Origin of the sequence: Pseudomonas sp. NY15463, assembly GCF_048068415.1 — a bacterium.
Lineage (GTDB): Bacteria > Pseudomonadota > Gammaproteobacteria > Pseudomonadales > Pseudomonadaceae > Aquipseudomonas > Aquipseudomonas mosselii_C.
Map to the genome: position 1 here is coordinate 15,995 of NZ_JBLUQD010000007.1, position 12,826 is coordinate 28,820.

Here is a 12,826-nt window from a genome sequence, read left to right on the forward strand (position 1 = left end):
GCCTTCGCAAGGGGTGCCGAGTCAGACTTGCCGCTGGTGGCGGTCGAGTTGCTCGTGGCGCTCCTGGGCTTCGATGCAGTACTTGGTAGTCGGGCTGATCAGCAGGCGCTTCAGGCCAATCGGCTCACCGCTGTCGTCGCACCAGCCGAAGCTTTCGTCACCGATACGGTCCAGAGCCATCTCCAGTTGCGGCAGCAGGCGCTGATCGCGGTCGATGGCATTGACCAGCCAAGTGCGCTCTTCCTCGACCGAGGCGACGTCAGCCGGATCCGACGGGGTATCCAGGCCTTCGATGGCTGTGCGGTTGAGTTCGATGCGCTCATGCGTCTCGACTTTCATCGCTTGCAGCAGCGCGGTGAAGAACGCGAGCTGCTCGGCGTTCATGTAGTCATCGGCCGACATGGCCAGCAACTGTTCCTTGGTCATCGATTTCTCTATGAAAAAATGTGCATTGGGGCGATTCAGGTGCCGCCGTCGATTCACTCGCCAGCAGCGGAATACGTCAAGCGCCAACCGGCACTCTTTTACAGGGGGCCGAAGTCTAAGGTGCCAAGCCGCGACGGGCAACAGAAATGAAGGTCGATTTGACCGAAATAGCTAGGAATCTGCTCGCTGGTCGAGCGGGTGCAGCAGCCCAAGGAGGGTGCCGCAGGCGCACAGCGCCCTGCGGCCAGGGGTCTGCTGTGGGCCGTCGGCATAGCCGACGTGGCCCTTCAACGATCCTTGAATTGCGCTTCGCGCTTGGCAATGAAGGCCGCCATGCCTTCTTTCTGGTCTTCGGTGGCGAACGCGGCGTGGAACACTCGCCGCTCGAAGCGCACCCCCTCGCTCAGGGTGACTTCAAAGGCACGGTTGACGCTCTCCTTGACCATCATGCTGACCGGGATCGACTTGCTCGCGATGCTCGCGGCCACCTTCAGCGCCTCCTCCAGCAAATCGGCCTGCGGCACCACGCGGGCCACCAGGCCGGAGCGCTCGGCCTCCTCGGCGCCCATCAAACGGCCGCTTAGGCATAACTCCATGGCTTTGGCCTTGCCCACCGCACGGGTCAGCCGTTGGGTGCCGCCCATGCCCGGCAGTACGCCAAGGTTGATCTCCGGTTGGCCGAACTTGGCGTTGTCGGCGGCGAGAATGAAGTCGCACATCATCGCCAGCTCACAGCCACCGCCCAAGGCGAAACCTGCCACGGCGGCAATGATCGGCTTGCGCCGGTTGGCGATGCGGTCGGCGTCGCTGAACAGGTCGTCGACGTAGATCTGCGGGTATTGCAGCTCGGCCATTTCCTTGATGTCGGCACCGGCGGCGAACGCTTTGGCCGAGCCAGTCAGCACAACGCAACCGATGTTTGGATCACGTTCGAGCTGATCCAGGGCCAGGTTGATCTCGCGCACGATCTGCGCATTCAGGGCATTGAGCGCCTGGGGGCGGTTGAGCGTGATCAAACCGACCTTGCCGTGAATGTCCAACAGGATGCTTTCGAATGCCATGCAGGCTGCTCCTTCAAAGGTTGCGCGCAATAACCATGCGCTGAATATCGCTGGTGCCTTCGTAAATCTGGCAAACCCGCACGTCGCGATAGATGCGAGCCAACGGGAAGTCGCTCAGATAGCCATAACCCCCAAGGGTCTGCAAGGCATCCGAACAGACCTTTTCGGCCATTTCCGAGGCAAACAGCTTAGCCATCGAAGCCTCTACCAAGGCTGGACGCCCTGCGTCGCGCAGTGCCGCAGCATGCAGCACCATCTGCCGGGCCACGGCGATGCGAGTAGCCATATCGGCCAGACGGAAGGCCACCGCCTGGTGCTCGATCAACACCTTACCGAAACTCTGGCGCTCTTGGGCGTAGTCGCGAGCAACCTCGAATGCCGCACGGGCCATGCCCACTGCCTGCGATGCGATGCCGATACGCCCACCCTCAAGGTTGGCCAGGGCAATCTTGTAACCCTGCCCTTCCTCGCCCAGGCGGTTGGCCACCGGCACGCGCACATTGTCGAAGACGATTTGGCAGGTGTCGGAGGCATGCTGGCCGAGCTTGTCCTCGACCCGCGCGACCTGATAGCCGGGAGAGTCGGTCGGCACGATGAACGCGCTGATGCCACGCTTGCCGGCGTCAGGATCGGTGACGGCAAAGACGATCACCACCCCGGCGTTCTGACCGGAGGTGATGAACTGCTTGCTGCCATTGAGCACATAATGATCGCCGTCAAGGCGTGCGCGGGTCTTCAGGCTGCTGGCGTCGGAGCCGGCCTGGGGCTCGGTGAGGGCAAACGCGCCGAGCATCGCGCCGCTGGCCAGCGGCGCAAGAAACTGCTGCTTTTGCGCCTCGTTGCCGAACTTGAGGATCGGTACGCAACCTACCGAGTTGTGCACGCTCATGATGGTCGAGCAGGCGCCGTCACCGGCGGCGATCTCTTCGAGGGCCATCGCATAGGCCACGTAACCGGTATCACTGCCCCCGTAAGCCTCAGGCACCAGCATACCGAACAGCCCCAGCGCGGCCATTTCTGCGATGGCCTGCTTGGGAAAGCGGTGTTCCTTGTCCCACTGTTCGGCGAAGGGTTTCAGGCGCTCTTGGGCAAAATCGCGCACGGCATCGGCGATCTGTTGTTGCTCATCAGTTACCAGCATGGTTCCACCTCAATACACGCATTCGAGCGCCATGGCCGTGGCCTCGCCACCGCCAATGCAGATGGCGGCCACGCCACGGCGCAAGTTGTTCTGGCGCAGTGCCGACAGCAGGGTCACCAGAATGCGCGCACCCGAGGCGCCAATCGGGTGACCCAGGGCACAGGCGCCGCCGTGGATGTTGACCTTGTCATGGGGCAGGTCGAGCTGCTGCATGGTCGCCAGGGTGACCACCGCGAACGCTTCGTTGATCTCGAACAAGTCGACCTCGCCCAGGTTCCAACCCGTGCGCTGCATCAGCTTGTCGATCGCCCCGATTGGCGCGGTGGGGAACAATGCCGGAGTGTCGGCAAACGCGGCATGTCCGTGGATCACCGCCAAGGGCGTAAGCCCGCGCTTTTGCGCTTCGCTGCGGCGCATCAGCACCAGGGCGGCGGCGCCATCGGAGATCGAGCTGGCGTTGGCAGCAGTGACCGTACCGCCTTCACGAAACGCCGGCCTGAGTTGCGCGATCTTGTCCAGGCGTGCCTTGGGTGGCTGCTCGTCATCACTGACGAGGCGACTCTGCTTGCCCTCGGTGACCTCCACCGGAACGATCTCGGCAGCGAAACGACCGCTGGCGATCGCTTGCTGGGCACGGGTCAGGGAGGCAATGGCGAAAGCGTCCTGGGCCTCGCGGCTGAAGCCGCGCTGCTGCGCGCAGTCTTCGGCGAAGGTGCCCATCAGCCGGCCTTTGTCGTAAGCATCTTCCAGGCCATCCATGAACATATGGTCGATGATCTTGCCGTGGCCCATGCGATAGCCACCACGGGCCTTGTCCAGCAGGTACGGCGCGTTGCTCATGCTTTCCATGCCGCCGGCGACGATCACCTCGGCGCTGCCGACCAGCAACTGATCGTGAGCCATGATTGCCGCCTGCATCCCCGAGCCGCACATTTTGTTGAGGGTGGTGCAGGTGGTGTGCTTGCCAAGCCCGGCGCCGAGTGCTGCCTGGCGCGCCGGTGCCTGGCCCTGCCCTGCCGGCAGTACGCAGCCGAACAGCACCTGGTCGACGCTGGCGGCATCGATGCCGGCACGCTCGACCGCAGCGCGGATTGCTGCGCTGCCCAACTGCGGCGCGGTCAGGCTCTTGAGATCGCCCTGCAAGCCGCCCATGGGCGTGCGTACCGCGCTGACGATGACGATGGGGTCGTGGGTGAGAGTCATGTGGCGAACTCCTTACTTGGCAGCCATGCGCAGCGCGCCGTCGAGGCGAATGACTTCGCCGTTGAGCATGCTGTTCTCGATAATGTGACGGGCCAGTGCCGCATACTCCTGCGGGCGACCCAGCCGAGGTGGGAATGGCACGCCAGCGGACAGCGAGGCACGCACCTCGTCGGTCATGCCGGCCATCATCGGCGTCTCGAAGATACCGGGCGCGATGGTCATCACACGGATGCCGAAACGCGCCAGTTCCCTTGCGACCGGCAGGGTCAGGCTGGCGATAGCCCCCTTGGAAGCGGCGTAGGCGGCCTGGCCGATCTGACCGTCGTAGGCGGCGATCGAGGCCGTGTTGATGATTACCCCGCGCTCGCCGCCTGCATCAGGCTGTCCTTCTGCGATGGCGGCGGCGGCCAGGCGCAGCAGGTTGAAGCTGCCCACCAGGTTGACGTTGATCACCTTGGCGAAGCTGGCTAGCCCATGCGGGCCGTGCTTGCCCAGGACTTTTTCGGCACCGACAATGCCGGCGCAGTTGACCAACCCATGTAGGCTGCCGAAGGTACTGACGGCGGCATCAACCGCTGTCTGTGCGGCTTGCTCGTCACTGATGTCCGCCACCGCGAAGTGGGCATTGCCACCCAGTTCAGCAGCCTTGGCCTGGACCGCGTCGGCGTTCAGGTCTACCAGCATGACCTTGGCACCGGCTTCGATGAGCATCTGCGCAGTGGCCGCGCCCAGACCTGACGCGCCGCCACTGACGATGAAGTGTTTTTCGGTGATGTGCATGGGAGTCTTCCTTCAGGCGCCCGCAGCAGTCGGCTGCGCGGCTTGTTGTCGGGCAATTTCCTGGTTGCGCAGGATAAAGCGCTGCAGCTTGCCGCTGGGGGTCTTGGGCAGTTCGCTGACAAATTCGATTTCACGCGGGTAAGCGTGGGCGTACAGACGTTGGCGCACGTGCTGACGCAGCGCGTCGGCAAGTGTCGGATCGCCCTCCACACCCTGGGCCAGCACCACGAACGCCTTGATCAGCTCGGTGCGCTCCGGGTCGGGCTTGCCGATCACGGCGGCTTCGATCACCGCCGGGTGCTCGATCAATGCGCTTTCCACATCGAACGGCCCCACACGGTAGCCGGAGGTGGTGATCACATCGTCGCTACGTCCCACGAAACTGATGCTGCCGTCCGCGTTCAGCTCGACGGTGTCGCCGGACAAGTAGTATTTGCCCACGAACGCCTTGGTCGATACACCCTGATAGCCACCGAACCAACACAGTGGCGACTGCTCGCGGTCAACGGCCAGGATGCCCGGCTGCCCAGCCGGTAGCTCGCGACCCTGCTCGTCGACCACGACGATGCGATGACCAGGGATAGCGAAACCGGCTGAGCCTGGACGCACCGGATGCGCCAGCGCATGGTGATTGCACAGCACCATGCCCAGTTCGGTCTGGCCATAGTGGTCATGGATGGTCACGCCAAGCGCTTCGGCGAACCAGCGAATAACCTCGGGATTGAGCGGCTCGCCTGCGCTGCTCAGCACCCTCAAGCGGCCTTTTACCGGCGCCGCGAAGGCATCCCCGGCCGCGATCAGCAAGCGGTAGGCGGTGGGAGACCCGGCCAGGTTGTTGATCGCCAATTTATCGATGATCCGCGCGCAGCTCTCGACACTGAACGGCCCGTCGTAGAACGTCGTGGCATGCCCCATGGACAACGGTCCGATCACCGCGTAGTACAGGCCATAGGCCCAGCCGGGATCGGCCAGGTTCCAGAAACGGTCGTCGGGGCGTAAATCGATGGCATCGCGCATATAGCCCTGGAACGCGATGATTGCCCGAAGCGGCACCTCCAGCGGTTTGGCCGGGCCGGTGGTGCCAGAGGTGAACATCAGCAGGAATGGGTCATCACCCGTTCGCATTACCGGCTCGCAGGCACTTTCAGCGGCCTGCAGCAACGCATGAAAGTCCAGCTCACCGGACGCGGCGCCGACCGTAATGAGCGTCGGGCACTGGGGCAGCTGGGTGAGTTTTGCACGGTTGGTGCGGTCAGTAACCAGTACACGCGCACCGGACTGCTCCAGACGGTGTTCGATGGCCTTCGGCCCGAACGCGGTAAACAGTGGCTGGTAGACGGCGCCCAAGCGCCAGGTAGCCAGAAGGGTGACCAGCAACTCGGGGGTGCGAGGTAACAGGCCGGCAACCCGGTCGCCGACGCCGACACCCTGCGCCCTGAGCACGTTGGCAAAGCGCGCGGCCTGGGCTTGCAACTGATCGAAACTGTAGCGCCCACCGTTACCGTCGCGGTCTTCATGGATCAACGCCAGCTTGCCGCGACCGACATGCCGGTCGCAGCATTCGACACAGGCGTTGAGGGCCTGCAAGCTACCGTGCAGGGCCGCTGCGGCGGCCTCGGCGTAATTGAACGAACGGGCCGCCCCGGCGTAATCGCGCATCGTCAGACTCCTAGCTTCTTATTGTTGGAGTGCACCATCGGTCTGAAGATGTTCGCGCCGCCTGGCGAGCCCGGCAATGGCCAAAGCTGTCAATCTGGATGACTGGTTTTGCCCGGTCAGCCCTGCTCTTCGGCCAGCACCTCCAAGGTCAGTCGCACGCTCAATGCGTTCATCGCGGCCTGGCGCTCCACCCGAAGCGCATCCCAGCGCTGCACGTACTGCTCGCTGGTCAACGTCTCTTCTTGCTCGTCGAGTGCCGTGCCGCGCTGATCGAACGACAGCTCCACTTCACCGAACAGCGCCGCATGCCGCTCACGCAGATAGCGTTGCCAGAACAGCCGGGCGGCCAGGCTTTCGGCCAGTGCCTGCGGTGTCTGCGCCGCCAGTACGGCGCGCCTGGCGTCCTGCAACTGCGCCGGGGACACCCGCGCAACGTCACCGAAGCGCATGCTGCGTGGCTGAAAAGGCAGTTCGAGCTGATCGGCCAGGTGCACGCGGTAGAACAAGCTCACTTCGATTTCATCGACGCCGCGCTCTTGCAGCGCACGGGCGCGGATATCCTCACGCGCATACTGCTCCAAGCGCTCCAGGCGGAACAGCCCGCGCCCGAGTTCGAGCAATTGCGCACGGCGTTCATGCAGGCTGCCCTCACGCTCGGCCACAGCGACCCTGACCTGCACCTGCAGGGCCGCGAAGCGGTCGATGACACTGTCTTCACAGGTCAAAGGCTGGCTGGCAACGGTGAACACCTGATCACGCAGTTCGCTGTCGCTTTCCAAAGTGTGCAACAGCGTCCACACGTGATCGGTCATGTACGCCTGGCCCGAACGAAAGTCTGCCGTACGCGGCAGCTCTCGCAGGACGTCGAATACCGCACTGCTGTGCGGCAACGCCACGAGCGTGTCCCAGCGTTGGGCGAGCACATCCTGTTGAGTGTCCGGCATCCTGTCCAGCCATACCCGCCTGGCGTCGGCATAATCGCCCCCCAGACTCCCTTCACCCACACCCTCGTGCTGCATCGAGTGAACTTCAAGCATATGCAGGTTCACAAGGGCCTGTGCCGGTATCGGATTGCGTTGGACCAACAGTGCCTGCCGGTAATACAGCGGCATGCGCAGGATGTCTTGTGGGATATCGGTGAGCTGGTTGTCACGCAGATCACAGCTCTGCAGATTACCCAGCAGCTCGAGGCCGCCAGGCCACTCGCTCAGTCGGCAATGACGCAGGCTCAGGCTCGCCAACAACGGCAGGTGGTTGAAGCGCAGTTGCAACCTACCCAGCGGGTTGTAGCTCAGGTCGAGGTCGACGAGCCTCGGCAACCCCGTCAGCCTGGCGAAACCGGCATGGCTCATACGAATCTGGTTGTGACTCAGGCGCACTGTGCGCAGCTCGGTGAGGTACGCGATACCTTCGGGCACCTGGGTCAGGCGGTTGCTGACCAGGTTCAGCCGGCGCAGGCCAGAGAACGCCCGCAGGAAGTCAGCGGGCACCTGCTCCAAGCGCATGTTGGCCATCACCAACACGGTAACGTGTCCGAAGTCGGTGTCATGGGGCACGGCGGGTAAGTCCTGTACCGGTAAGCCGCTCAAGTCCAGGCGCATACCTTCGATGGCGCCCTGGGCATTCACCACACGCTCGCCCTGCAAGCGCCACGCTTGACGCAGACGCGCGGCGACCTGCGCACAGGCACTGCGGGTCGCGGGTTGGGTGTGCGCCTGCTCCCAGCGGTTGAGGCTGCGGTCTAGTCGTACATAGTTCTCCTCTTGCTCAAGCAAGATGTCGAACGCCTCACCCGGGCGTCTGAGAAGCAGGTTCAAGTAGTCCTCGACTTGGGTATCGGAAAAGCCGGGGTACAAGCTGCGAACGCGCGTGCGCAAGGTTTCACGGGCGTTGGCAGGCCCCTGCCCGCGGCCACTTAGGAGGTAACCTACGCGCCCGTCGGGCAGGCGCTGACCCGGATTGAACCACGGCTGCTGCGCACGCCAGCCCATGACTTGCAGAAGCCGCGTCCGCTGCGCCGGGACCTGTTCGAGCACCTTCAGGCGCAACTGAGCGGCGGCACCTTCGGTGCTGATGCCCATGCGCTGCAACTGCTGCGGCGACAACAGCGCGACGATGGCCTCGAACAATCCGGCAGGTTCCTCGACCAGAACCTCAAGCTCGACCCCCCGATTGTCGTACAGCCAGTAGCGCCCGTGCTTGAGGACCAGCGTCGTCAGCGTGCGAGGATCGCCCTGGGGATCGGTCCGAGTAATCAGTCGTCCGCTGTCCGAACCTTGACGCAACTCAATACTCACCGCACTGGGCCAATTCGGCACGCGCCCAAGGAGCGACAGCACCAGCTCGCCGGTTTCATCGCTGTTGGAGCTACTGAGATAGAGGCCTTCCAGTGCCCGGTTGAGCCTAGCCATCTGCAACAGCGTGCGGGCCTGCTGTGCGAGCGGCAGCGGCACACGCGCCTCGACCCGCGCCACCGCCAGCTGAACCGCATCGGCGCGTTCGACCACATTCAACACGTAATCATCCGGCAAGCCTTGAAAGTCGCGCTTGAGCAACACGAACAGCGGCTCGTCGGACGACGCCACCGCCGTCAGGTGTTCAAGCAGCTCGCCCCTGAGCATCGGTTCATCATCGATCAATGCCTGCTGTAGCGCGGGCCCTCGCAGGCCTTGAACAGCAGGCCGGGCCAGACACCAATCGAGGATCTGCCGGTCGCCGCTGGCCGTAGTCGTACGTTCGAGGTCATCGGTGATCAGCGCAGTGTCGTGCAGCCCGGCAAAAAACGCGTCGATGCGCTGGTCAGCCGCGAAACGCCGCACGGTGTAGCGCAGGTTGACCGGAACCGGTCGTTGCTCGACCAGCAGCCCGCGTAATTCGTCCTGGTCGATGCCAGCCACCTGCATGATCTGCTCCGCCCGCGCGGCCTGTAGTGCAGGCTGGTGAGGCCATAGGGTGTCGAGCAGTCGAGCGCTGTCATTCCACTCCAGCGGTCGCTCGCCGCGCAACCACCAGCCACGCTCGCCATTGCTGCACAACACCGGTCCGAACGCATCATCGCCGCGCGGATGCCGCAAGCGCCACGGCCCCAGCGGATCGGGACGATGAACTTCATGGAAATGCCCACCCACCTTGATCCAGCGTCGCGGCCCCTGTCCGTAAAGGCCGTCAGCTTGCAACGTGGCGTCCTCTGGCTCACTGGCGTATTGGCGCAGATCAGGCGCCCACAGTCGCTGCTGCGAAGCCGCCGTTTGCACAGGTTCCAGCGCATCGACGAAGGCACTGCGGGCGAACCCCTTGGCGACGATACTCGCGCCACCAGCTACCGCCGCAGCAACCGCCAGGCTTTCGGCCACGCCGAGCATGTGTTCGAGCGCCTCGTGCTGGTGCCCACGGTGCCAATCCACCGCACCTTCGTAGACCTGCGAGAGTGTCTGCACGACGAACTGGCCCAGTAGCAGCTCTCCGACCACAGGAATGAACAGCCCGGCCAGATTGGCCAGGCTCATGCCCACGCTTTTCCAAGCCTCCAGGCGTGCGCGTGCCGCAGCACGATCAGCATCGGCCGTGGGCACCAGCAACAACCGCGCATTCTCCTTGGCGTGGCTGACTTGCACGGCTACAAGCCGCGTAAAGATGTCCGAGGCAACTTCGTGGGCCTGCAATTGCAGGTCTGGCGAACTGTCCTTCAAGCGCAGCGCCAGTGTGCCCAACCAGGCAGGGCGTTCACCCAGACCGATCAACTGACTGAAGTAGCTACGATACTCAGGGCGCTTGAGGTCATCGAGCAGTTCGCTGGCCATCACCTCCCACGAGCTGAACTTGCGCAGCGCCCGCTGTGGATCGCTGGGCAGATAGAGTATGACGCCAGCGCCCTGCCCTTGATTGTCACGCAGTCGCAGCACCACTGCGTCAGCCACCGTTTGGCCGAGTATCGTCAACAGCGCCGGTGAGGCCTGCAAGTAAGTCGTCAACAGGTCGTCACTGCCATTTGCCACGGCCCTCAGGGCGAGTTGCTCGTGGGCATCGAGCAGCCCTTGCAAGGTCGCAACCTCCACCGCAAGCCGAAGGCCCGCACGCTTATTGTCGCTGAGCAGCGCTTCGGTCGCCGGGGTGAAGGTACGTGTCAGCAACCCCTGGTACAAAGCACCGATATCGCGCTCGCGGCAAGCCCTAACCAGGGTCGTGGTATCGCCCGAGACTACCCGGTTGGTGCCTGGCATCACTAAGCCCGAGCCCTCATAGAACGATGCCCCCTCATGAAAGTTCTGCATCAGCGTCAACAGGCCCGGCTTGCGGGTATAACGCGGCACGACGTATGGCCAGCCGCTGCCCAGGTATCGCCCGAACTCAGGGGTGATCTCCAGCCATTCGAGGTGCTTGACGTTTACCCCTGGCGCCAACCGCTCAGTCAGCAGCGCGTCGAACTGCTGCTCGGCGAAGTGCTGCACGGACAGCAAGTCAACGGTCGCCTCGCGCAATCGTTGCTCGCTGTCGCGGTGGGCCTTGAAGCGGTCACGCAAGGTATTGATCTGGCCCGGCGACGCTTGGACCAGCCATTGCGCAAGGCGAGCCCCGATGAACGCATCGGTAGCGCGTTCGATCTTGGCGGGCACGGAAGACGGAACAACTTCGGACGGCATGACAAGCACCTCGCTGGGCTCAAAACCGCGAGCTTCAGGCGCCGAGCGCTTGCGAGGCAGAGGGAAAACGTACAGGCGTCCGCGGCAATATGCGGTTCACCTGTGGCCGTGTCCTGGGCAAGGCGCTAAATCATCAGGTTGCGATAGTGCCCCGGATTGCAGCCGAACCATTTGCGAAACGCCTTGTAAAACGAACTGCTGTCGGCAAACCCCAGCCGCTGGGCGATGTCGGCCAGGCTCGGCTCGGCATCGGCCAACCAGGCAATCGCCAGCTCGCGACGCACGCTGTCCTTGATGCCCTGGTAGGTCTGGCCTTCCTCGGCCAGGCGCCGGCGCAAGGTCGACAGCGACAGGCACAATTGGCAAGCCACGGCTTGGGCATCGGGCCACAGCGCTGGTGCCTGGGCCAGCAAGTCGGTACGGATACGCCGGGCGAGACTGGCCGGATCACGGTACTTCACCAGAATGTTGCCCGGAGCCTCGGCAAGGAAACGCTGCAACTCCTCGTTGCTGCGCCGTAAGGGCACATCCAGGCAGTCAGCGGGGATGATCATGCGCGTGCGTGGCCGCTCGAACTGCAGGCTCTCGGAGAACATCACACGGTAGTCATCGCAGAACGGCGGCTCGGCGCAGCGCAGGTCGATGGTCAGGATCGGGATGCGTCGCCCGGCCAACCAACACGTCACACCATGCACGATCATCCAGAAGGTGAAATAGGTGAAGGCCCGTCGCGGCGCAGCGCGCGGCTCGTCAATGATGATTTCCGCCAGGCTCTGCTGACGCACCAGGCCCGGCCGCAGGTCCTGAAGCATCAACCCGAGAAAATCCAGCACCGCCTGTAGCCCATCGCCCAGGGTCGGCTGGGCCATCGCCGCGCGGCACAGGAACGCCAAGCTGCCGCTGCGCAAACCTCGCGGGTCCATGCCGAAAAACTCGTCATCGCAGCGCCGCGCCAGCAGCCGCCACAGGCGTGCGTAAGACTTGGCACTGACCCGCGCCGCCGCAAGATCGAGCTGCTGCGCATCAATCCCGGCGCTGGCCAGCAGGCTGGCGTCCGGCTCGCCGGCTGGGCAGGTCTGCAACAGCGCCTCGCGCACCAGTTGCATGGAGATGGTGTCTTTCTCGCTCATCGACGGTCCTTGGCGGGTTCAGGCGCAGGCGGCAAGGCCGCATGTTAGGCCCATCAGGCCAGCGCGGCCAAGCCAAGGAACGTCTTGATCAGGCAAAGTTTTCGCAGGCCGAGCGCACCGACAGGCGAGGCTGCGGGCACGCGTTAGCCTGCGCAGGCCCTCAGACCGAACGGTTGAGCTTCACCCACGAGGCGAACTTGTCGATGAAAGCCTGCAAGAACGGCCGGGTCTTTTCATTCAGCTGGCCTGACTCGTCGAACAAGGCCGCCGCTCCACCGATGTAGGCCTCAGGCATTTGCATGCAGGGCATGTCGAGAAACACCAGCGACTGGCGAACCGCGTGATTGGCGCCAAACCCGCCAATCGCCCCTGGAGACACGCTCACCACCGCCGTCGGCTTGCCGCTCCAGGCGCTCTGTCCATAGGGGCGCGATCCCACATCGATGGCGTTCTTCAGGCAGCCCGGCACCGAGCGGTTGTACTCCGGGGTGACGAACAACACCGCATCGCTGCGCCGAATTTCGTCGCGAAAACGCTGCCAGCTCTGCGGCAGCGCCTCAGCCTCGACATCTTCGTTGTACAACGGCAAGTCGCCAATTTCGACGACCTGCAGGGCGATGCTGGACGGCGCAAGCTCCGACAAGGCGCGTGCCACCTTGCGGTTCAAGGAGTCCTTGCGCAGGCTGCCGACGACGACAGCGACCGAATAGACCTGGCTCATGGCACTTTGCATCCTCTGCTGCGGTAGGGAAATGACCTGGATGGCGGATTCGCCAGCACAGGCCA

General features: G+C 63.7%; 9 protein-coding genes. All 9 read right to left on the reverse strand.

Translation table 11 applies throughout. The annotated features are described in order from the left end of the window. Positions 1–21: 21 nt before the first annotated feature. The 9 genes from ACNFIC_RS18000 to ACNFIC_RS18040 all read right to left on the reverse strand — a co-directional run bounded on the left by ACNFIC_RS18000 (position 22) and on the right by ACNFIC_RS18040 (position 12,761). Positions 22–426, reverse strand: a complete 405-nt coding sequence (locus tag ACNFIC_RS18000) for a TraR/DksA family transcriptional regulator (RefSeq protein WP_138220067.1) — start codon at positions 424–426, stop codon at positions 22–24. 287 nt (positions 427–713) lie between these two features. Then, a complete protein-coding gene (locus ACNFIC_RS18005; protein WP_138220068.1) occupies positions 714–1,487 on the reverse strand; it encodes an enoyl-CoA hydratase in 774 nt (257 codons plus the stop codon). A 13-nt stretch (positions 1,488–1,500) separates the two neighbouring features. Continuing rightward, positions 1,501–2,628, reverse strand: coding sequence for an acyl-CoA dehydrogenase (locus tag ACNFIC_RS18010; protein ID WP_416781546.1), 1,128 nt, complete (start codon positions 2,626–2,628; stop codon positions 1,501–1,503). Between the two features lie 9 nt (positions 2,629–2,637). Further along, positions 2,638–3,831 (reverse strand): acetyl-CoA C-acyltransferase, encoded by a 1,194-nt coding sequence (locus ACNFIC_RS18015; protein WP_138220070.1) that lies wholly within the window; start codon positions 3,829–3,831, stop codon positions 2,638–2,640. A gap of 12 nt (positions 3,832–3,843) precedes the next feature. Continuing rightward, positions 3,844–4,611, reverse strand: a complete 768-nt coding sequence (locus tag ACNFIC_RS18020; RefSeq protein WP_138220071.1) for an SDR family NAD(P)-dependent oxidoreductase — start codon at positions 4,609–4,611, stop codon at positions 3,844–3,846. 12 nt (positions 4,612–4,623) lie between these two features. Continuing rightward, positions 4,624–6,270, reverse strand: a complete 1,647-nt coding sequence (locus tag ACNFIC_RS18025) for an AMP-binding protein (protein WP_416781547.1) — start codon at positions 6,268–6,270, stop codon at positions 4,624–4,626. Positions 6,271–6,386: 116 nt separating this feature from the next. Further along, complete coding sequence (locus tag ACNFIC_RS18030; RefSeq protein WP_416781548.1) at positions 6,387–10,910, reverse strand: NEL-type E3 ubiquitin ligase domain-containing protein; 4,524 nt, start codon at positions 10,908–10,910, stop codon at positions 6,387–6,389. A gap of 125 nt (positions 10,911–11,035) precedes the next feature. Then, the gene (locus tag ACNFIC_RS18035) at positions 11,036–12,040 is read right to left on the reverse strand and encodes an AraC family transcriptional regulator (protein WP_138220074.1); all 1,005 of its coding nucleotides are present in this window, start codon (positions 12,038–12,040) and stop codon (positions 11,036–11,038) included. A 160-nt stretch (positions 12,041–12,200) separates the two neighbouring features. Then, positions 12,201–12,761, reverse strand: coding sequence for an NADPH-dependent FMN reductase (locus tag ACNFIC_RS18040; RefSeq protein ID WP_138220075.1), 561 nt, complete (start codon positions 12,759–12,761; stop codon positions 12,201–12,203). Between the last annotated feature and the right edge of the window lie 65 nt (positions 12,762–12,826).

Coding starts and splice junctions, on each gene's coding strand:
- ACNFIC_RS18000 (WP_138220067.1), bottom strand. CDS start 426: ATGACCAAGGAACAGTTGCTGGCCATGTCGGCCGATGACTACATGAAC.
- ACNFIC_RS18005 (WP_138220068.1), bottom strand. CDS start 1,487: ATGGCATTCGAAAGCATCCTGTTGGACATTCACGGCAAGGTCGGTTTG.
- ACNFIC_RS18010 (WP_416781546.1), bottom strand. CDS start 2,628: ATGCTGGTAACTGATGAGCAACAACAGATCGCCGATGCCGTGCGCGAT.
- ACNFIC_RS18015 (WP_138220070.1), bottom strand. CDS start 3,831: ATGACTCTCACCCACGACCCCATCGTCATCGTCAGCGCGGTACGCACG.
- ACNFIC_RS18020 (WP_138220071.1), bottom strand. CDS start 4,611: ATGCACATCACCGAAAAACACTTCATCGTCAGTGGCGGCGCGTCAGGT.
- ACNFIC_RS18025 (WP_416781547.1), bottom strand. CDS start 6,270: ATGCGCGATTACGCCGGGGCGGCCCGTTCGTTCAATTACGCCGAGGCC.
- ACNFIC_RS18030 (WP_416781548.1), bottom strand. CDS start 10,910: ATGCCGTCCGAAGTTGTTCCGTCTTCCGTGCCCGCCAAGATCGAACGC.
- ACNFIC_RS18035 (WP_138220074.1), bottom strand. CDS start 12,040: ATGAGCGAGAAAGACACCATCTCCATGCAACTGGTGCGCGAGGCGCTG.
- ACNFIC_RS18040 (WP_138220075.1), bottom strand. CDS start 12,761: ATGAGCCAGGTCTATTCGGTCGCTGTCGTCGTCGGCAGCCTGCGCAAG.